19 protein-coding genes are annotated in these 19032 nt (G+C 64.0%); 5 read left to right on the top strand and 14 right to left on the bottom strand.

The window, feature by feature from the left end; genetic code table 11:
* Nucleotides 1–25: 25 nt before the first annotated feature.
* The 3 genes from coxB to QEN71_RS01485 form a co-directional block, all read right to left on the bottom strand.
* Entirely contained in the window at nucleotides 26–1735 is a 1710-nt protein-coding gene (coxB, locus tag QEN71_RS01495; protein WP_201651339.1) for a cytochrome c oxidase subunit II, read from the bottom strand.
* Between the two features lie 56 nt (nucleotides 1736–1791).
* Nucleotides 1792–2286 carry a DUF2244 domain-containing protein gene (locus QEN71_RS01490; RefSeq protein WP_201651340.1) on the bottom strand — a complete coding sequence of 165 codons (495 nt, stop codon included), beginning with the start codon at nucleotides 2284–2286 and terminating at the stop codon, nucleotides 1792–1794.
* Nucleotides 2287–2553: 267 nt separating this feature from the next.
* Complete coding sequence (locus QEN71_RS01485) at nucleotides 2554–3513, bottom strand: methyltransferase domain-containing protein (RefSeq protein ID WP_377791181.1); 960 nt, start codon at nucleotides 3511–3513, stop codon at nucleotides 2554–2556.
* Nucleotides 3514–3674: 161 nt separating this feature from the next.
* Between QEN71_RS01485 and QEN71_RS01480 the strand changes: the two genes are divergently transcribed.
* Together QEN71_RS01480 and trmL are read left to right on the top strand one after the other, a co-directional pair.
* Complete coding sequence (locus tag QEN71_RS01480; RefSeq protein ID WP_233471843.1) at nucleotides 3675–4418, top strand: ComF family protein; 744 nt, start codon at nucleotides 3675–3677, stop codon at nucleotides 4416–4418.
* Between the two features lie 17 nt (nucleotides 4419–4435).
* The gene (gene trmL, locus QEN71_RS01475) at nucleotides 4436–4906 is read left to right on the top strand and encodes a tRNA (uridine(34)/cytosine(34)/5-carboxymethylaminomethyluridine(34)-2'-O)-methyltransferase TrmL (protein WP_201651342.1); all 471 of its coding nucleotides are present in this window, start codon (nucleotides 4436–4438) and stop codon (nucleotides 4904–4906) included.
* Here the strand turns inward: trmL and QEN71_RS01470 are convergent.
* The 5 genes from QEN71_RS01470 to QEN71_RS01450 all read right to left on the bottom strand — a co-directional run bounded on the left by QEN71_RS01470 (nucleotide 4879) and on the right by QEN71_RS01450 (nucleotide 7956).
* Nucleotides 4879–5430, bottom strand: a complete 552-nt coding sequence (locus QEN71_RS01470) for an O-acetyl-ADP-ribose deacetylase (RefSeq protein ID WP_201651343.1) — start codon at nucleotides 5428–5430, stop codon at nucleotides 4879–4881. The two genes, trmL and QEN71_RS01470, sit on opposite strands and share 28 nt — an antisense overlap.
* Before the next feature lie 155 nt (nucleotides 5431–5585).
* A complete protein-coding gene (locus QEN71_RS01465) occupies nucleotides 5586–6584 on the bottom strand; it encodes an NAD(P)H-dependent glycerol-3-phosphate dehydrogenase (RefSeq protein WP_201651344.1) in 999 nt (332 codons plus the stop codon).
* Between the two features lie 21 nt (nucleotides 6585–6605).
* The gene (gene secB / locus QEN71_RS01460) at nucleotides 6606–7076 is read right to left on the bottom strand and encodes a protein-export chaperone SecB (RefSeq protein ID WP_054917485.1); all 471 of its coding nucleotides are present in this window, start codon (nucleotides 7074–7076) and stop codon (nucleotides 6606–6608) included.
* A gap of 194 nt (nucleotides 7077–7270) precedes the next feature.
* Nucleotides 7271–7534: a glutaredoxin 3 gene (gene grxC / locus QEN71_RS01455; RefSeq protein WP_201651345.1), complete on the bottom strand. Its 264-nt coding sequence runs from the start codon at nucleotides 7532–7534 to the stop codon at nucleotides 7271–7273.
* On the bottom strand, nucleotides 7531–7956 hold the full coding sequence (locus QEN71_RS01450) for a rhodanese-like domain-containing protein (RefSeq protein WP_201651346.1): 426 nt from the start codon (nucleotides 7954–7956) through the stop codon (nucleotides 7531–7533). The genes grxC and QEN71_RS01450 overlap by 4 nt, the downstream gene beginning before the upstream one ends.
* Before the next feature lie 152 nt (nucleotides 7957–8108).
* Between QEN71_RS01450 and gpmA the strand changes: the two genes are divergently transcribed.
* From gpmA to QEN71_RS01435, 3 genes are all read left to right on the top strand, one after another.
* Nucleotides 8109–8855 (top strand): 2,3-diphosphoglycerate-dependent phosphoglycerate mutase, encoded by a 747-nt coding sequence (gpmA, locus tag QEN71_RS01445; RefSeq protein WP_201651347.1) that lies wholly within the window; start codon nucleotides 8109–8111, stop codon nucleotides 8853–8855.
* Nucleotides 8856–9249: 394 nt separating this feature from the next.
* Entirely contained in the window at nucleotides 9250–10842 is a 1593-nt protein-coding gene (locus QEN71_RS01440; RefSeq protein WP_201651348.1) for a S41 family peptidase, read from the top strand.
* Between the two features lie 144 nt (nucleotides 10843–10986).
* Complete coding sequence (locus QEN71_RS01435; RefSeq protein WP_201651349.1) at nucleotides 10987–11745, top strand: HesA/MoeB/ThiF family protein; 759 nt, start codon at nucleotides 10987–10989, stop codon at nucleotides 11743–11745.
* 3 nt (nucleotides 11746–11748) lie between these two features.
* On the opposite strand, the gene ptsP is transcribed toward QEN71_RS01435, so the two are convergent.
* From ptsP to QEN71_RS01405, 6 genes are all read right to left on the bottom strand, one after another.
* Nucleotides 11749–13491, bottom strand: coding sequence for a phosphoenolpyruvate--protein phosphotransferase (gene ptsP / locus QEN71_RS01430; RefSeq protein WP_201651350.1), 1743 nt, complete (start codon nucleotides 13489–13491; stop codon nucleotides 11749–11751).
* A 219-nt stretch (nucleotides 13492–13710) separates the two neighbouring features.
* Nucleotides 13711–13980: an HPr family phosphocarrier protein gene (locus QEN71_RS01425; protein ID WP_201651351.1), complete on the bottom strand. Its 270-nt coding sequence runs from the start codon at nucleotides 13978–13980 to the stop codon at nucleotides 13711–13713.
* Between the two features lie 59 nt (nucleotides 13981–14039).
* Nucleotides 14040–14552: a PTS sugar transporter subunit IIA gene (locus QEN71_RS01420; protein ID WP_201651352.1), complete on the bottom strand. Its 513-nt coding sequence runs from the start codon at nucleotides 14550–14552 to the stop codon at nucleotides 14040–14042.
* Between the two features lie 280 nt (nucleotides 14553–14832).
* Nucleotides 14833–15789, bottom strand: coding sequence for a glutathione synthase (gene gshB, locus QEN71_RS01415; protein WP_201651353.1), 957 nt, complete (start codon nucleotides 15787–15789; stop codon nucleotides 14833–14835).
* A gap of 169 nt (nucleotides 15790–15958) precedes the next feature.
* Nucleotides 15959–17248, bottom strand: a complete 1290-nt coding sequence (gene gshA, locus QEN71_RS01410) for a glutamate--cysteine ligase (RefSeq protein ID WP_201651354.1) — start codon at nucleotides 17246–17248, stop codon at nucleotides 15959–15961.
* A gap of 255 nt (nucleotides 17249–17503) precedes the next feature.
* Nucleotides 17504–19009, bottom strand: coding sequence for an ammonium transporter (locus tag QEN71_RS01405; RefSeq protein ID WP_201651355.1), 1506 nt, complete (start codon nucleotides 19007–19009; stop codon nucleotides 17504–17506).
* Nucleotides 19010–19032 lie beyond the last annotated feature (23 nt).

The raw sequence follows: 19032 nt of genomic DNA, 5'->3' as shown, positions 1-19032 counted from the left end.
TCCTGCTTTTCTCTGACTTGGCACGTCAGGCCGCTGGGCTGATCTCAACACGGCGTGCTTCCTTCGCGTCCGCACCGCCCGTGATCGTCTCCGGCTTCTTCAAAATAATATGGTCTTCGGCGATGCCTGCTGCCTTGAGCGCATCGCGCACGGCTTCGGCGCGCGCCTTGGCGAGCTTCGCGTTCTTGTCGGCGGAACCCGTTGCGTCGGTGAAGCCCGACAGCGTGAACTTCGCGTCCGGATGCGCCTTCGCGTAAGCAGCAGCGGCGTCGATGGCCGCTTTCGCGTCGGCGGGCAGCGAGCTCTTGTTGGTCTCGAAGTAGACGCTGGCAGGCAGCGACGCCTGCGGCGCCGAAGCTGCTGCGTTGTCCGATGCACCCGAAGCGCCCGACGCACCCGAAGCCGCCGCGGGAGCCGATGCGCCCGCTTCGCCGCTTGCCGCAGCCGCGCCGCTCGCGCCTTCCGCGCCGCTCGCGCCTTCCGCGCCGCTCGCCGCTGCTGCGTCCGATGCGGCAGCCGCCGCAGCACCCGCGAGGTGATCGCCGCCCGACGGCAGACGGCCGTTACGCGCCTCGGCGACCTGCTTCGGCTGCAGGATGTCGCCCGTGTGGTTGCCCCACGAGTTACGTTCGAACGTGATGACGGAAGCGATCTCGACGTCGTTCAACGTCGGCGCCCACGACGGCATCGCGTTCTTGCCCTTCAGCACGATGCTCACATGTTCGGCGAGCGCGCCGTTCGCGACCTTGCTGCCGTCGAGCGCCGGGAACGCGCCCGCGCCCTTGCCCGTCGGCTGGTGACAAACGGCGCAGTTCGCCGCGTACACCTTGCCGCCGCGCTCAGTCAGCTCGGCCAGCGTGTAGTTCTTGTTCGGGTCGTCCTGGCCGGCGGCCATTTTCTTCTTCTCGCCATCGACCCACTTCGCGTAGTCCTCGTCGGACAGCACGTTGACTACCACGGGCATGAACGCGTGTTCCTTGCCGCACAGCTCGGTACAGAAGCCGCGATAGGTGCCGACCTTCTCCGCCTTGAACCACGTGTCGCGCACGAAGCCGGGGATCGCATCCTGCTTCACGCCGAACGCGGGCACGTACCACGAGTGCACGACGTCGTTGGCGGTGGTGATGATGCGGATCTTCTTGTTGACGGGGACGACGAGCGGATTGTCGACTTCCTGCAGGTACGTATCCGTCTTCGGCGCCTGGCCGTCGACCTGGCTGCGCGGCGTGGTCAGCGTCGAGTAAAAGTTGATGCCTTCACCCGGACCCTTCACGTAGTCGTAGGCCCACTTCCACTGATAGCCGGTGACCTTGACGGTCAGGTCGGCGTTGGTGGTGTCCTTCATCGCGACGACTGTCTTGGTGGCGGGCAACGCCATCAGCACGACGATGATGAACGGGACGATCGTCCAGATGATTTCGACGGTGGTGCTTTCGTGGAAATTCGCCGCCTTGAAACCCTTCGACTTGCGGTGCGCAAAGATCGAATAGAACATCACGCCGAACACGCCGATGAAGATCACCGTGCAGAGAATCAGCATGAACGTGTGGAGGCTGTAGAGCTCTTCGGCAATCCTCGTCACGGGCGGCTGGAGATTGATCTCGTTGACGGCGGGGCCGCCCGGACTGTCGCCGACTGCAAGGGCGGCGCCGGCGAACAGCAGTCCGCTACACGCCAGCACACCCATGAGGGCTCGCTTGATTGTTTTCATAGCTTCCTTACCCAAAATTTCCATTCAAACCCTCGACCCCGCTGGAAGGCTGTCTCTCGTCTTCTGGAACGGCGCGCGATTCAATACGCAACTTTTTGCGCCTGGCACTGCCTGATCCACAGCCGCAGTTCGTCGGCGAATTGCGCGCGCCGATATTGCGCAAGGTGCAGCCCGACCGTGACCGACTCGCCCCGCGAAACCAGCGTGATGCGGTCGCGCGGCGTCGCCCCTGGTTCGACCCGCACCCAGCGCGGATTGAATTCGAACTGCGTGAGATGCTCGGCGCTGACCTGTTCGATCACGAGCCGGTTTGGAAACAGCCGGATGCGCTCGTAATCGACAGCATGGCGTGCATAGATTGCAAATGCGACACCGACAGCGAGCAACTCGATACCCGTGAACGGCAACACCAGCCACGCACCGCACAGGACCAGCAGGAATGCAATTAAGAGCGAGAATGCCGCGAGCGACACATAGAAGAACACGAATTGCCGCGGCGAAACCGAACAGTTGCGCTTCATCAGCCAGTCCTTGAGGACGGGCTCCGACTCAGCCAGCAGATCGGTTGCATTCATCGCTGCCTCCCGCGAACCGCCAGTCACCGCCTACCGCCACTGCCATTCAAGCCCGGCGCAACTACCGCTACCCGAAGCGTACGCCCCGGACTGCCGCTCCAATTGTGGGAACTTTGAGCGACAAACTGACGCATTATAGGGCCGATCTATGGCATCCACAAGCAACGCTCTATCGGCCCGCAACCCAAGCCACATAAGCCTCTGCGCCGTTTTGACGCACTTTTTGAGCCGCTAATTTCGGACATAACGGCTGCCCTCTTTACCGCCTCAACGATTGCCCTGCCGTCCTCGTCCTATGTCTTCGATCCGCACGATGCCATGCCCTTCCGGCGTCGTTCGCGGCACGGCTTTCCACGCATGCCCGTAGATCACCTCGAAGGTGAGCGGGATCGTGCCGTCGCCGCGCCGGCGCGCCTCGAGCGCGGCCAGCAGCGCCTTGTGCATGCGCCTCGACGCGACACCCGGCAGCCCCTCGCGCCGGAACGGATAGGCGCCCCAGCGACGCACATCGGCGAGCAGCGACTCGGGCGACTTGTACGTGATGGTCAACGTCTCCTGGTCCATCACGGGAATCTCGAAGCCACTTTCGACAAGCATATCGCCCAGATCGTGCATGTCTACGAAGTCGATTACATGTTTGTGCGTATTGACGCCGTGCGCCGCTTCGATCTCGGCATACGCGCCGCGCAGTTCTTTCAGCGTGTCGGGGCCTAGCGTGCTGAACATCAGCAGGCCGTTGACCTTCAGCACGCGCTGCCATTCCGGGAATACGAGGTCGGGCCGCGAGTGCCAGTGCAGCGCGAGATTCGACCAGATGAATTCGAATGCACCCGATGCGAACGGCAACGCGGAGAAGTCGGCTTGAGCAAACCTCGGCCCCCGCGCGCCAAGCGCCTTGCCGAGCGATGCGGGCAGAAAGCGGCGCCAGCTGGTGTCGGCGGCATCGTGCGTGACGGCGCGCGCGAGCATCGAACGCGAGAGATCGGTGCCGAACACGGGCGCTTCCGGAAAGCGCTCGCGCAACGAAGGAAGGTCGTCGCCCGCGCCGCAGCCTGCATCCAGCACCTGCGACGGATTGACCTTGATGTAGTCGAGCCGCTCGCGCATGCGCTGCGCGATCTCGCGTGGCAGGAACGCGACGTCGTCGAAGGTGGCGGCGCGGCGGTCGAAAATCTTCCGGAGACGGCGCGAATCATAGGCCGGACGGCCAGTTTCGGTGGGAGACACGGTTATTCGAGTCGTACGGACGAAGAGTGCGAAGTATACTCGCTCGATTCCGTCCCTTCAGCGTCAGCGGCCTTCGGAGGCGTGTCGATATGCCGAATTGGGCTTTTCGGTGGCCTCGCGCCATTCACTGTGTGCAACCGCTGCGCGAACGACTTGTCGGGATGGCGCAACGGTCCGTCTCGGCACTGCCGGCGCTCGCGCGTGCCGTGTTGCCGAACCCGTGCGCTTTGTGCGGCAATATGTCGCATCGGACGTTGTGTGCCTTTTGCGACGAAGCCTGGTGGAACGAAGCGCGGCTGCGCTGCACCGTCTGCGCAGTGCCGTTGAGCGGCTTTCGCCGCGCGAGCCTGATGCATTACCGATGCGGCGACTGCCTCAGCACGCCGCCCGCGTTCGATGCAACCGTGGCGCTCGCCGACTACCGCGCGCCGCTCGATGCGCTGGCTGTCGGTCTCAAGTTCCGCGCGCGGTTGGCACTTGCGCATGAGTTCGCTCGAAGGCTCGCGTGGTCCGCGCTCGATGTGTTCGACACGCTCGACGGACGCGACCGCCCCGATGTCGTCGCGCCCGTGCCGTTATCGGCGCGGCGGCTCGTGGAGCGCGGGTACAACCAGGCATGGGAGATCGCGCGGCCCTGCGCGAAAGCGCTCGGCGTCCGCAGCGACGCGACGCTCGTGCGGCGCGTGATCGATACGGCGCCGCAATCGAAGCTCGATCTCGATGCGCGCAGGCAGAATGTCGGCCGCGCGTTTCTCGTGGCGAGGCCAGTGCGGGGTTTGCATGTCGCCGTCGTCGACGATGTGATGACGACGGGCGCAACGCTCGATGCGCTGGCGCGCACGCTGAAGGCAGCCGGCGCGCGTCGCGTGACGAATCTCGTCGCGCTGCGCACGCCGAAAAACTAGTTTTCCACTTACCGCTTATGTTCAACGTCGTTCTCGTCGAACCCGAAATTCCGCCGAACACCGGCAACGTGATCCGCCTGTGCGCCAACACGGGCGCGCGCCTGCATCTGATAGAGCCGCTCGGCTTTCCGCTCGACGACGCCAAGATGCGCCGCGCGGGCCTCGACTATCACGAGTACGCGCAGATGCACGTGCATCGCGACTGGGACGCGCTGATCGAAAGTGAAACGCCCGACCTCACGCGCATGTTCGCGTTCACGACGCGCGGCTCCAGTCCGTTTCACTCGCACGCGTTTCAGCCTGGCGACTGGTTCGTGTTCGGCGCGGAAACGCGCGGCCTGCCTGCGGCCTTGCTGGAGCGCTTTCCGAACGAACAGCGCGTGCGTCTGCCGATGCGTCCCGGCAACCGCAGCCTGAATCTGTCGAACACGGTCGCCGTGGTCGTGTTCGAGGCGTGGCGTCAGGCGGGCTTCGAAGGCGGCGCCTGAACGCGTCGTTCGAGTTCGGCCTTGTAGCGCGCGTGCATCGCTTCGTCGAAACACGCGAAGATCACGCACTCGATAGACGGCGCGTCCGCCAGCATGTCGACCACGGTTTGCACGGCGATCCGCACGGCGTCGTCGGCGGGAAAGCGATAGACGCCGCAACTGATCGCCGGAAACGCGATGCTCTTCGCCTCCGCATCGCGCGCGAGTTCGAGCGAGCGCCGGTAGCACGAAGCCAGCAGTTCCGCTTCGCCGCGCCCGCCGCCGTGCCACACGGGGCCGACGGCATGAATCACGTGGCGCGCCTTCAGCCGATGACCGCCCGTGATCTTCGCGTCGCCTGTCACACAACCGCCCAGTGTTTCGCACTCGCGCAGCAGATCGGGGCCCGCCGCGCGATGAATCGCGCCGTCCACGCCACCGCCGCCGAGCAACGACGTGTTCGCCGCGTTGACGATCGCGTCGACATCGAGCGTCGTGATGTCGACGACGCGCGCTTCGAGCGTGCTATGGCCAATGGTGAGCATGGGAAAACCTCCAGAATCGATACAGCGACGATAGGAGGTGGACAGCGAAAGAAGCGCGCCGTTCGGCTTTAGCCTTTACCGGCTTCGTAAAACACTTTCAAGGAATTGGGGGCGATGAGAAGCGGGCGTCGAAGCCCGCCCGTGCGAGACGGCGATTACTCTGCCTTCGCGTCGCGGCGCAGCAGCGCGCTGACGGCATCGCGCGGGGCGACGCCATTGAACAGCACGTCGCAGACGGCCTCGGTGATCGGCATTTCGATCGCATGCGATCGCGCGATCGATAGCACGCTGCGAGCGCAGCGCACACCCTCGGCGACATGCCCGAGTGCGTTGAGAATATCGTCGAGCGTACGACCGCTCGCCAGCTGCATGCCGACCGTGCGGTTGCGCGACAGATCGCCCGTCGCGGTCAGGATCAGATCGCCGAGACCCGTCAGGCCTGTGAACGTTTCCGGCCGACCGCCTAGCGCCGCGCCAAGACGCGACATTTCGGCGAGGCCGCGCGTGATCAGCGCCGCGCGCGCGTTCAGGCCGAGGCCGAGACCATCGGCGATACCCGTGGCGATCGCCAGCACGTTCTTCACCGCGCCGCCCACTTCCACGCCGACCACATCGTCGCCGCTATAAATGCGCATTGCGCCGTGATGGAACGCCGCGACCGTGCGCTCACGGCACGTTGCCGACGCGCTCGCTACGGTCAACGCCACGGGCAGCTTCTGCCCCACTTCACGCGCGAAGCTCGGCCCGGACAGCGGCCCGTTGCTGCCGTGACCGCTCAGCTCCTGCGCAACGACCTGATGCGGCATCAACTGCGAGTCCGCCTCGAAGCCCTTGCACAGCCACACGATATGCGCCGGCACCTTGCCCATGTCGCGCATCGTGCGCAGCATCGCGCGCAAGCCGGCGACGGGTGTCGCGACGACACACAGCGCGTCGTCGGCGAGCGCGTGATTCAGTGCGAGATCGAGATCCGCTTCGAAGCGAAGCGTGGACGGCAACGCAACGCCCGCCAGATAGCGGGCGTTTTCGTGCGAAGTGGAGAGTTCGGCGATGAGCGCGGCATCGCGCGCCCAAAGAACCGTGTCATGCCGCGCGGCCAGATGGCCGGCGAGTGCGGTGCCCCATGCACCGGCGCCGAGAACGGCGACCTTCATACCCGGCACCGCCTGCACGCGTCAGTGGTGGGCTGCGCTGCCCGCGCCCGTTTCCTGCGACGCGATCTGCGCGAGACGTTGCTCGTACAGCGCCTGGAAGTTGATTTCGGCGAGGTGGATGGGCGGGAAGCCTGCGCGCGTGATCGCGTCGGCGATGTTCGAACGCAGATACGGGAACAGGATGGTCGGGCAAGCAATGCCGACGAGCGGATCGATTTGCTCAGCCGGAATGTTGCGGATGTCGAAAATGCCTGCTTGCTTCGCTTCGATCAGGAATGCGACCTTGTCGCTGACCTTGGCCGTCACAGTACCCGTGACGAGAATTTCGAACACCGTGTCCGCGAGGCGCTCGGCCTTCACGTCGACTTCGACTTCGACCGACGGCATTTCCTGTTCGAGGAAAATGGCCGGCGAGTTCGGCTGCTCGAGCGACATGTCCTTCAGGTAGATGCGCTGGATATTGAAGAACGGCTGGTTGTTCTCGTCGGACATGGTTCTCTACTCCCTAAATTTCGTTGCGGCGGACGAATGCCGCCAGATCTCGTGGTGCTGCGGCCGCCCCGATGGACGGCGTCCAGCCGGCCGGTGCGAACGCCATAAACGCGTTACCCGGCCTTCATCTTGTTAGCTGCCGCGCGCTGCGCCGACGGATCGGCGCGACGCGCTAGCGATGCTGCGCTCCGACTTCAGGCGACGGCTTCGAGCAGCGGCGTCAGACCGCCCGCGCGATCGAGCGCGGACAGGTCGTCATAACCGCCGACGTGCGTCTCGCCGATGTACACCTGCGGCACCGTACGACGGCCCGTGCGCGTCATCATCTCCTGACGGCGCGCCGGATCCTTGTCGATCAGCACCTTTTCGATGTGGTCGACGCCGCGCGACTTTAGTAGACGTTCGGCCATCTGGCAATACGGGCACACCTGCGTGCTGTACATGATCACTCTATTCACTTCGCAACTCCTTGTTTGACGACGGGCATGCCCGCCTGCTGCCAGGCGTTGACGCCGCCTTCCAGCACGTGCACTTCCGCATAGCCTGCGTCGCGCACAATACGTGCCGCCTTGTTCGACTGCTGGCCGTTCTGGCAAACGAGCAGCACCGGGTTGCTCTTATTCTTCACGAGTTGGCTGACTTTCGCTTGCAACTCGCCAAACTCGACCTGACGGGCAGAAGGCAGGTGCCCGCCGGCGTATTCCGCCGCGGGGCGCAGGTCGATGACGACAGCGTTACGCCGGTTGATCAGCTGCGTGGCGGCAGCCGCCGAAAGGCCGCCGCGTCCGCGCCGGGAAATCGACGGCCACAGGAGCAACGCCCCGGAGATGAGGGCGACTGCGATCAGTACAAGGTTGGTGTAATCGGTGAAAAACTTCACGGAAGATCCGCCGGAAAAAAGGAAAGAAACGGGATAAATCGGAAAGGGCAATCCGACCATTATAAAATAACCGTCTGACGCGATGGCGACCGCCAGCCACAGGCTGCGGTGCCGCCCCGATTACGGCTTCCTCACTACCGACCGGCAACGACATGTACAAACTCGTTCTCATCCGCCACGGCGAATCGACGTGGAACAAGGAAAACCGCTTCACCGGCTGGGTCGATGTCGACCTGACCGAGCAGGGCAACTTCGAAGCGCAACAGGCTGGCACGCTGCTGAAGGACTCGGGCTACACGTTCGACATCGCGTATACGTCGGTGCTCAAGCGCGCGATCCGCACGCTGTGGCACGTGCAGGACAAGATGGACCTGATGTACCTGCCCGTCGTCCATTCGTGGCGTCTCAACGAGCGCCACTATGGTGCTCTGTCGGGTCTGAACAAGGCGGAAACGGCCGCGAAGTTCGGCGACGATCAGGTGCTGGTCTGGCGCCGCAGCTACGACACGCCGCCGCCCGCACTGGAAACGACCGACGAGCGCACGTCGTACAACGATCCGCGCTACGCGAAGGTGCCGCGCGAAGAACTGCCGCTCACCGAATGCCTGAAGGACACCGTCGCGCGCGTGATGCCGATCTGGAACGAATCGATCGCACCCGCGATCAAGTCGGGCCGCAAGGTGCTGATCGCCGCACACGGCAATTCGATCCGCGCGCTGGTCAAGTATCTGGACAACATTTCGGACAGCGACATCGTCGGGCTGAACATCCCGAACGGCGTGCCGCTCGTGTATGAACTGGACGAAAACCTGAAGCCGATCAAGCACTACTATCTCGGCGACCAGGAAGCGATCGCGAAGGCGCAGGCGGCTGTCGCGAAGCAGGGCAAGGCAGGCTGATTCCCGCTCGTCTCCCGGATAATGATCGTGGTCCGCGGCGATGCTGCTGCGGGCCACGGCATGTGCGCTTCATCTGCCGCGCGCGCGTCCCTGACGGCATTGCCACGTATCCGCCATGTTCGCGCCATCCATCGATAACGATGCATATACAACGGTATCGGCGGCTCGGCCCATATTTCACCTGCTTCACGCGTCGCATGGCGGCACTTTTGCCGCTGCGGGCGTCCGCCAGCGCACATTCGTCGTGCCAGACGCCAGCGATCCTTAGAACCTCGCGGCACGAGCGCTGTCGAAACCCGATTACCCACACGTACAGGCCGTGCAGGCGTCAAGTTATACTTGTCCGTCTTTTCTCCTTTGACGCTGCCACGCACTTCCGACCGCAACATACTCTATGCGAAAGAACCTGAAAAATATCGGCCTTATCGCCGCGGGCCTGGCTACCGGCGTTTTTGCAACCCTGCAACTGAGCGCCTCGGCCCAGCAACCTGCTTCCGCGCCCCTGCCGCTCGACCAGTTGCGGCTTTTCGCCGAAGTCTTCGGGCAGATCAAACATGAGTATGTCGAGCCGGTCGACGACAAGAAGCTGCTGACGGCCGCGATCAAGGGCATGGTGTCGAGCCTCGACCCGCACTCGTCGTATCTCGACAAGACCGACTACGAAGAACTGCAGGAACAGACCAAGGGTCGCTTCGCGGGCCTCGGCATCGAAATTTCGCAGGAAGACGGCCTCATCAAGGTCATCTCGCCGATCGAAGACACGCCCGCGTTCCGCGCCGGCATCCGTCCGGGCGACCTGATCACCCGCATCAACGACAAGCCCGTGCGCGGCATGACGCTCGACAAAGCCGTCAAGCAGATGCGCGGCGAGCCGGGCACGAAGGTCACGCTGACGATCTTCCGCAAGACCGACGACCGCACCTTCCCGCTCACCGTCACGCGCGCGATCATCAAGGTCCAGAGCGTGAAGTCGAAGATTCTCGCGCCGGGCTACGCGTATGTCCGCATCACGAGCTTCCAGGAACGCACGGTGCCCGACCTTGCGCAGAAGCTGCAGGACATCGCGCGCCAGCAGCCGAACCTGAAGGGCCTGATCCTCGACCTGCGTAACAACGGCGGCGGTCTGCTGCAAAGCGCGGTCGGCGTCGCGGGCGCGTTCCTGCCGCCGGATTCCGTCGTCGTGTCCACGAACGGCCAGATTCCGGATTCGAAGCAGGTTTATCGCGACACCTACGACAACTATCGCCTGCCCTCCTTCGACGGCGATCCGCTGAAGAACCTGCCGCCCATCTTCAAGACCGTGCCGATGATCGTGCTGACCAACGCCTACTCGGCGTCGGCGTCGGAAATCGTCGCGGGTGCGCTGCAGGATCAGCATCGCGCGCTGATCGTCGGCAAGACGACGTTCGGCAAGGGTTCGGTGCAGACCGTTCGTCCGATGACGGCGGATTCCGCGCTGCGTCTGACCACGGCGTACTACTACACGCCGAGCGGCCGCTCCATCCAGAACAAGGGCATCCGCCCGGACGTCGCGGTTGATCAATACGCGGACGGCGATCCCGACGACGCACTCGTCACGCGCGAAGTCGACTACTCGAATCACCTTGCGAACACGCAAGATCCGAACGAGAAGAAGGAGCAGGAACAGCGCGAGCAGGAGCGCATGGACCAGCTGCGTCAGCTCGAAGAGCAGAACGACAAGAAGACGCCGGAACAGCGCGCGAAGGATCGCGATCGCAAGCCGGTCGAATTCGGTTCCGCCGACGACTTCATGCTGCAACAAGGCCTGAACAAGCTCGAAGGCAAGCCGGTGGCCGAGTCGAAGTCGCTGATGGAGCGGCGTCTTGCGCAGAGCAAGCCGGCGCAATCGGCTTCGGCGCCTGTCGCCGTGAAGCCCGCGCTGCCCGCTACGCCGACGGCATCGAGCCCGGCCGCACCGGCCTCCGCTACGCAACCGGCTTCGCAGCCGGCCACGCCGAGCAAGTAAGCCTTCTGACGTAACCCGTGTCTTCGCGGCGCAGCGCTTCACAGCGCGCCGCGAAGACACTTTCCCTCGCGCGATTAAAATAACCACAAGCTCGCGCCGCTTCCCGCTCCAGCGCGACACTCACGACACACGCCGCGCCCCGCCATGAACGACGATCAACTCCTGCGTTATTCCCGTCACATCCTCGTCGACGAAATCGGCATCGAGGCTCAGCAACGCTTTCTCGACGCACATGCGATCGTCGTCGGTGCGGGTGGTCTCGGCTCGCCGGCTGCGATGTATCTGGCGGCGGCAGGCGTCGGCAGATTGACGCTCGTCGATGCCGATACCGTCGATCTCACCAATCTCCAGCGGCAGATCCTGCATGTGACGAAGTCGGTCGGTCGGCTGAAGGTCGAGTCTGGACGCGATGCGATCGCGCAACTGAACCCGGATGTGGTCGTGAACGTAGTGGCCGAGCGCGTCGACGATGCATGGCTCGATCGCAACGTGCCGCAAGCGACCGTCGTGCTCGACTGCACCGATAACTTCGCGACGCGTCACGCGATCAACCGCGCGTGCGTGACGCATGGCGTACCGCTCGTGTCGGGCGCGGCGCTGCGCTTCGACGGCCAGATCAGCACGTTCGATTTCCGCAGCGACGCTTCGCCGTGCTACGCGTGCGTGTTCCCCGAAGATCAGCCGTTCGAGGAAGTGGCGTGCTCGACGATGGGCGTGTTTTCGCCGACGGTCGGCATCATCGGCGCGATGCAGGCGGCGGAAGCGCTGCGCGTGATCGCGGGCATCGGCGAGCCGCTGGTGGGCCGCCTGATGATGCTCGATTCGCTGAGGATGGAATGGAACACGATGCGCATCGCGCGCCAGCCGGATTGCCCGGTGTGCGGCGAGCGGCATCGGTCATAAAACTCAGGCTTGCGCGACGCGATCCAGCGCCGACTGCACCTCTTCCGGCTCGAACGCCGCCAGCACGTCCGCGACGGGCTTCTCCAGCGTCTTCAGATGCGCGCGCAGCACCTCCTGCTTCACGAGCAGAAGCTGGCTCGGGTGCATTGAAAACTCCGTCAGTCCCATGCCGAGCAACAGGCGCGTGAGCGCCGGATCGCCGGCCATTTCACCGCAGATCGACACCGGAACGCCCGCGCGCTTCGCTTCGCGCAGCGTGAACGCGATCAGATGCAGCACCGCCGGATGCAGCGGATCGTACAGATGCGCGACTGCGTTATCGGCGCGATCGATGGCTAGCGTGTACTGGATCAGGTCGTTGGTGCCGATCGACAGGAAATCGAGCCGCTTGAGGAACAGCGGCAACGCGATCGCCGCCGCCGGAATCTCGATCATCGCGCCGACGCGCACGTTCGGGTCGTACGCGAGACCCGCATCGTCGAGCTGGCGCTTGGCTTCCTGAATGAGGTCGAGCGTCTGATCGATCTCACGCGCGTGCGCTAGCATCGGAATCAGAATCTTCACCGAGCCGAACGCCGACGCGCGCAGAATCGCGCGCAACTGCGTGAGGAACATATGCGGCTCGGACAGGCTCCAGCGGATAGCGCGCAGACCGAGCGCCGGGTTCGGCGCCGTTTCGAACTCGTCGCCGCCGATCGAATCGAGCGGCTTGTCCGCGCCGACGTCGATCGTGCGGATCGTCACGGGCATGCCGTTCATGAGTTCGACGGCGCGCTTGTATGCGGCGAACTGCTCTTCCTCTTCCGGCATCCCCTTCTGGTTCATGAACAGGAACTCGGTGCGGAACAGGCCGATGCCCGTCGCGCCCGCATCGAGCGCGGCCTGCGCATCCTCCGGCAACTCGATGTTCGCGCACAGCTCGATGCGCGTGCCGCACACCGTCTGCGTCGGCGAGAACTTCAGGCGCTGCAGCTTGCGCGCTTCCAGCGCCTTCTCGCTCTGCCGGTACGAATACTCTTCGAGCACGATCGGCGCGGGATCGACGATCACGATGCCATGATCGCCGTCGACGATGATCAGATCGTCCTGACGGATCAGCGCGCTCGCATGCGCCACGCCGACCGTCGCGGGAATGCCGAGACTGCGCGCGACGATCGCCGTATGCGACGTGCGTCCGCCCAGATCCGTCACGAAGCCCTGGAACGTTTGCGTCTTGAACTGCATCATGTCGGCGGGCGCGATGTCGTGCGCGACGACGATCATTTCGTCGCAGCGGCCATGACTGCCGTTGACGAGCGCGCCCGTACCGCCCGCGAGCGCCTTCAGCACGCGCTCGACCACCTGTTCGATGTCGGCCTTACGTTCGCGCAGATATTCGTCTTCGACTTCGTCGAAATGACGCGTGAGGCGTTCGAGCTGTTCGGTAAGCGCCCATTCGACGTTGTAGCGCCGCGTGCGGATGAGGTCGATGGTTTCCTGAACGAGCATCGCATCGTTCAGGATCATGGTGTGGACGTCGATGAACGCGCCCATTTCGGAGGGCGCGTCGGCGGAGAGATCGGCGCGCAGTTCGTCGAGCTCCTGATGCACAACCCGTTGCGCCGCGCGAAAACGCTCCACCTCGCCTTCGATCTGCGAAGGCTCGATCAGATAGTGGTCGACGTCCAGTGCAGCCGGGGCGATCAGATATGCCCGCCCGATGGCGATACCGCGTGACACGGGAATTCCATGCAGCGTGAACGACACGCGCACCTCCTCTAGTTGTGTGATGCCGCGGCAAACCGCTGCAGTGCTCTCAGACCCCGACGATCATTATAAATTCCGTCCCGTACAACCGTGGTGTGCGGCGCAGCATCGTCATGCTGCCGAAAGACATAGCCGGACGCGCGAATCCGGCGCAGCAAAAGAAAACGCCGCGACATCGCGCGGCGTCTTCCATTCAAAACGAATGCGGCAGCGGATTTTTTATTGTCCCTCGCCGAATTTGTCGGCGATCAGTTTGAGCAGTGCATCCATCGCTTCTTTTTCGTCGGCGCCTTCCGTCTCGATCACCACCGTGCTGCCGATACCCGCCGCCAGCATCATCACGCCCATGATGCTCTTCGCGTTGATGCGCCGGCCATTGCGGCTCATCCAGATTTCCGCCTGAAAGTTAGCGGCAAGTTGCGTGAGTTTGGCCGACGCGCGTGCGTGCAGGCCCAGCTTGTTCACGATAGTCGTTTCCTGTTGCAGCATGTGTCGTCCGATGCGCGGGTGTTGATGTTATCGAGGAAAAAGAATGCTTCGCGCGACGCTCACGCGTCGTTCCGGTTGCAGCTGGTTTCTGCATCCGTCTTGCACGTTTCGGCGAGCGCCTTGTCGGGCGGCAACGCGGGAATACAGTCGGCGGTGCTCGTGACGCAAGCGTCAGGCGGCGGCGTCGCCGGGCCGACCGCATGGATGCCTTTAGTCGCGCCCGCGAGCGCCTTGTCGACGAGCACGTCGAGCGGCGTCGCGCGATAGCATACGGCGCGCACCAGCATCGGCAGATTGACGCCCGCCAGCACGCGCACGTCGGGAATCGTCGCGAGGCGGCCCGCGATGTTCGCAGGCGTCGCGCCGAACATGTCGGTCAGCACGAGCGCGCCGTTTTCTTCCTTGAGCCTGTCGATCTCCGCATGCGCGAACGCGACGACCTGGACGGGATCGCAATCCGCGGATACGTCGATGACGCCGATGCGGGCGGGCAAGCCGCCGTAAATATGAGCGACACACTCGCGTAGCGCGGTGGCGAAGGGAGCGTGCGCAATGATCAGAATGCCTGCCATGTCAGCCTTGCTGCAGAAATCCGCCCGGAAAGCGTGGCTGCGCATCCATTACACCGCTGAGTGGCCGAACGGAAGGCCGGACGCGGCAAACAGGACAACAGAGCCATCGAACTCGCCTGGGATCGGGCCGCCAAGGGGCCGGATCAACGCGGCCAAAATAGGCCGTTTTCAGGCGAGCGGGCATTGTAACAGCCTCATTTTCGCGCTTTCGGCCTTTTCACGCTTGGCGGGCCTGATGGCGCGGTTCCACGGCAGAACATGGCGGCGCACACGCGCCGCTTCAACCGACGGCTTTCTCTAGTGCATCGATGAACATCGCCGCGACGTCGAAACCCGTCTGTTCCATGATCTCGCGGAAGCACGTCGGGCTCGTGACGTTCACTTCCGTCAGCCAGTCGCCGATCGCGTCGAGTCCGACGAGCAGCAACCCGCGCGACTTCAGTACCGGCCCGAGCGCTTCGGAGATTTCGCGATCGCGTGCCGTCAGCGGCTGCGCGACGCCCAGACCGCCTGCGGCGAGATTGCCGCGCACTTCGTTGCCCTGCGGAATGCGTGCGAGCGAATACGGCACCGGCTCGCCGCCGATCAGCAGAATGCGCTTGTCGCCCGACTTGATTTCGGGGATGAACTTCTGCGCCATTACCGAACGCGCGCCGTCGTGGCTCAGCATCTCGACGATCGAGCCGAGGTTCATGCCGTCCGCCTTCACGCGGAACACGCCCATGCCGCCCATGCCGTCGAGCGGCTTCAGGATCACGTCGCCGTGCTCGGCATGGAACGCACGCAGCCGCGCGGGATCGCGCGTGACGAGCGTCGGCGCGACGAACTGCGGAAACTCGCCGATCGCCATCTTTTCCGAGTGATCGCGGATCGCCTGCGGCTTGTTGAAGATGCGCGCGCCGGCGCGCTCGGCCAGTTCGAGCAGCCACGTCGACGTCACGTACTCCATGTCGAACGGCGGATCCTTGCGCATCAGCACGGCGCCGAAGCTCGCCAGATTGCGCGCCTCGACAGGTTTAGCCTCGTACCAGACATCGCGATGACCGTCCGCCTGATCGCCGACGATCTCGAAGCGGTACACGTTCGCCTCGACGCCGCTGCCCGTCCACGCCAGATGCTGCGGCTCGCACGCATACAGCGTGTGACCGCGCTTCGCGGCCTCGGCCATCATCGCGTAGGTCGAGTCCTTGTAGATCTTGAAGCGGGAAAGCGGGTCGGCGATGAAGAGAATGTCCATGAAGTTCCTGAGGCGCCCTCGCGGGCCACACGTTGATTCGTTATAGCGTAAGGCAGATGCGCATCGGGGGCATCTGCCGTCACATGCTGCCGCGCTCACCGCGGCGGGAGCGTCAGCCTAACGCGAAGCGCGCGGACGCGCTTGCGGAGCGCCTGTGAGTCGGATGCGATCAGACCTGGATCGCCTCGGGATCGGTCCGCTCCAGTTCCACCGATGCCGCCAGCAACCCGAGCCGCCCGACCACGCCATACATGTAGAAGCGATTGGGCGGCGCCGCGCCCGGCTTCGCGTGCGCGTCCGGCAGCGCGGTGTGCTCGAAGCCGAGCGGCACGAAATGCATGCCCGGCGCATTCAGGTTCTGGTCGCGCTCGCGGCTGCCGTGCACGCGATAGAACCCGCCCACCACATACCGGTCGATCATGTACACGACGGGCTCGGCCACTTCCTCGCCGATCCGCTCGAAGGTATAGACGCCTTCCTGCACGATCATGTCGTGCACTTCGAGGCCTTCCTTCGTGGTCGCCATTTTCGCGCGCTCGCCCTTCGTGAGCGCAGCGACTTCCGACGCGTCGTGCACGGTCATCACGCCCATTCCGTACGTGCCCGCGTCCGACTTGATGACGACATACGGCCGCTCCGAAATGCCGTACTCGCGATATTTCTTCGCGATCTTCTTCAGCACGCCGTCGATCGCGTCGGCGAGCGCCTCCTCGCCCGTGCGCGCCTCGAAGTCGACGCCTTCGACATGCGCGAAGTACGGATTGATCATCCACGGGTCGATCTCGACCATCTTCGCGAACTTCTTCGCGACGTCGTCGTAGCACGAGAAGTGCGTGGACTTGCGGCGCACGGCCCAGCCCGCGTGCAGCGGCGGGAGCACGTATTGCTCGTGCAGGTTTTCCAGCACGGGCGGAATGCCGCCCGACAGATCGTTGTTCAGCAGGATCGAGCACGGGTCGAAATTCTTCAGCCCGATGCGGCGCGCCGAGCGCTCAAGCGGCTCCAGCACGATCTTCTGGCCATCCGACAGCGCGATCGTGACGGGGCCGACGATGTTTTCATCGAGCGTGCCGAAGCGCACGTTCAGGCCCGCCTGACGCATGATCGTCGCGAGCCGCGCGACGTTCTCCAGGTAAAACGCATTGCGCGTGTGACGCTCGGGGATCACGAGCAGGTTCTTCGCGTCCGGGCAAATCTTTTCGATCGACGCCATCGCCGCCTGCACCGCGAGCGGCAAGGTTTCCTGCGGCAGGTTGTTGAACGCGCCGGGGAAGAGGTTCGTATCGACGGGCGCGAGCTTGAAACCGGCGTTACGCAGATCCACCGAACAATAGAACGGCGGCGTGTGCTCCTGCCATTCGAGGCGGAACCAGCGTTCGATTGCAGGCGTGGCGTCGAGGATCTTCCGCTCGAGATCGAGCAGCGGGCCGTTTAACGCCGTAACTAAATGCGGAACCATTGATCACTCGCAGACTGGAGAAAAAAGATTGTAGAGCAATTGCCCTGCCCATTTGGGGACGCTTTCTCCGTTCGCAAGTTGTCGGTGGATGCTTTCTCCCTATGGGTACGATAGCCGCAAAATCTGCTGTTTGTGAGACAAGATTGGGGCGTGCCGCGACCAACGGCCGCAGCATGAAAAAAGCCCGCCATGAAGGCGGGCCAAAGTCGCTGCGCTCATACCTTTCGAGTCCCCGTCGCCGGGGAAACCTTGGAGTTACTCGACGTGTTCGCCGTGCAGGATCACGTCCAGACCTTCGCGCTCTTCTTCTTCCGTCACGCGCAGACCGATGGTCACGTCGATGATCTTCAGCAGGATGAAGCTGATCACGCCGCTGTACACGAGCGTCGTCACGACGCCCTTCAGCTGGAGGATGACGCTGCCGTCCGCGCCGCCGATATCCTTGACCGCAAACACACCCGTCAGAATTGCGCCGACGATACCGCCGATGCAGTGCACGCCGAACGCGTCGAGCGAGTCGTCGTAGCCCATCTTGTGCTTGAGCCACGTTGCCGACCAGAAGCACACCACGCCTGCGATCAGACCGATGGCGAGCGCGCCGCCCACGCCGACGAAGCCCGAAGCCGGCGTAATCGCGACCAGACCGGCCACGGCGCCCGACGCGATGCCGAGCACCGACGGCTTACCCTTCGCAATCCATTCGGCGAACATCCAGCCCAGTGCTGCGATACCCGTTGCAACCTGCGTCGTCAGCATCGCGAAACCGGCACGGCCGTCAGCCGCCACCGCCGAACCCGCGTTGAAGCCGAACCAGCCCACCCACAGCATCGATGCACCGATCATCGTCAGCACGAGGTTGTGCGGCGCCATCGAATCCTTGCCGTAGCCCGTGCGCTTGCCCAGCACGAGACAGCAGACCAGACCCGCGATACCTGCGTTGATGTGCACCACCGTGCCGCCCGCGAAGTCGAGGATGCCCGCGCTAGCCAGCCAGCCCGTCGGTTCCCAGACCATGTGCGCGATCGGCGAGTAGACGATGATCGACCACAGCGTCATGAAAATCAGCATCGCCGAGAACTTCATGCGGTCCGCGAATGCGCCCGTGATCAGTGCCGGCGTGATGATCGCGAACGTCATCTGGTAGACGAAGTAAACCGATTCCGGGATCGTCGGCGCGAGATGGCTGACCGTCAGCGTGGTCGCCTTGTCGCCCTTGATGTACGCCATGCCGTGCAGCATCACGCGCGAGAAGCCGCCGAGGAACGAGCCGCCCGGCGTGAACGCGAGGCTGTAGCCGAACACCGTCCAGATCACCGTCACGAGCGCAGTGATCGCGAAGCTCTGCATCACCGTGGCGAGCACGTTCTTCTTGCGGACCATGCCGGCGTAGAAGAGAGCGAGACCGGGGATCGTCATGAACAGCACGAGTGCCGTCGACGTCAGCATCCAGGCCGTGTCGCCCGAGCTGATCTTCGACGAATCGACCGAGAACGGGGCCGTCGGTGCGGCGGGGGCGGCGTCCGAGGCGGGTGCCGCTGCCGATGCATCGGCCGGGGCGCTGGCTGCCGGTGCAGCGGAAGCGTCGGCGGCGGGTGCGCTGGCAGCGGGCGCCGCGGCAGCATCCGACGCAGCCGGCGCGCTCGCCGTCGTGTCCGGCGCGGAAGCCGCTGCGGGGGCCGACGCGTCGTCCGCGAGGGCAGCGCCGATGCCGACCGACAGCAGCGAGCCGGCCATCAGCAGGGACATCAATAATTTACGCATCTTCAGTTTCCTCTTGTCGCTGT

It is taken from the genome of Paraburkholderia sabiae, assembly GCF_030412785.1.
GTDB classification, from domain to species: Bacteria; Pseudomonadota; Gammaproteobacteria; order Burkholderiales; family Burkholderiaceae; genus Paraburkholderia; species Paraburkholderia sabiae.
This window is presented reverse-complemented; position numbering and strand designations above follow the sequence as displayed.

Coding starts and splice junctions, on each gene's coding strand:
- QEN71_RS01420 (WP_201651352.1), bottom strand. CDS start 14,552: ATGGCAGGCATTCTGATCATTGCGCACGCTCCCTTCGCCACCGCGCTA.
- QEN71_RS01480 (WP_233471843.1), top strand. CDS start 3,675: ATGGCGCAACGGTCCGTCTCGGCACTGCCGGCGCTCGCGCGTGCCGTG.
- QEN71_RS01435 (WP_201651349.1), top strand. CDS start 10,987: ATGAACGACGATCAACTCCTGCGTTATTCCCGTCACATCCTCGTCGAC.
- QEN71_RS01405 (WP_201651355.1), bottom strand. CDS start 19,009: ATGCGTAAATTATTGATGTCCCTGCTGATGGCCGGCTCGCTGCTGTCG.
- QEN71_RS01470 (WP_201651343.1), bottom strand. CDS start 5,430: ATGCTCACCATTGGCCATAGCACGCTCGAAGCGCGCGTCGTCGACATC.
- QEN71_RS01465 (WP_201651344.1), bottom strand. CDS start 6,584: ATGAAGGTCGCCGTTCTCGGCGCCGGTGCATGGGGCACCGCACTCGCC.
- QEN71_RS01490 (WP_201651340.1), bottom strand. CDS start 2,286: ATGAATGCAACCGATCTGCTGGCTGAGTCGGAGCCCGTCCTCAAGGAC.
- QEN71_RS01440 (WP_201651348.1), top strand. CDS start 9,250: ATGCGAAAGAACCTGAAAAATATCGGCCTTATCGCCGCGGGCCTGGCT.
- QEN71_RS01425 (WP_201651351.1), bottom strand. CDS start 13,980: ATGCTGCAACAGGAAACGACTATCGTGAACAAGCTGGGCCTGCACGCA.
- gshA (WP_201651354.1), bottom strand. CDS start 17,248: ATGGTTCCGCATTTAGTTACGGCGTTAAACGGCCCGCTGCTCGATCTC.
- gpmA (WP_201651347.1), top strand. CDS start 8,109: ATGTACAAACTCGTTCTCATCCGCCACGGCGAATCGACGTGGAACAAG.
- secB (WP_054917485.1), bottom strand. CDS start 7,076: ATGTCCGACGAGAACAACCAGCCGTTCTTCAATATCCAGCGCATCTAC.
- coxB (WP_201651339.1), bottom strand. CDS start 1,735: ATGGAAATTTTGGGTAAGGAAGCTATGAAAACAATCAAGCGAGCCCTC.
- trmL (WP_201651342.1), top strand. CDS start 4,436: ATGTTCAACGTCGTTCTCGTCGAACCCGAAATTCCGCCGAACACCGGC.
- gshB (WP_201651353.1), bottom strand. CDS start 15,789: ATGGACATTCTCTTCATCGCCGACCCGCTTTCCCGCTTCAAGATCTAC.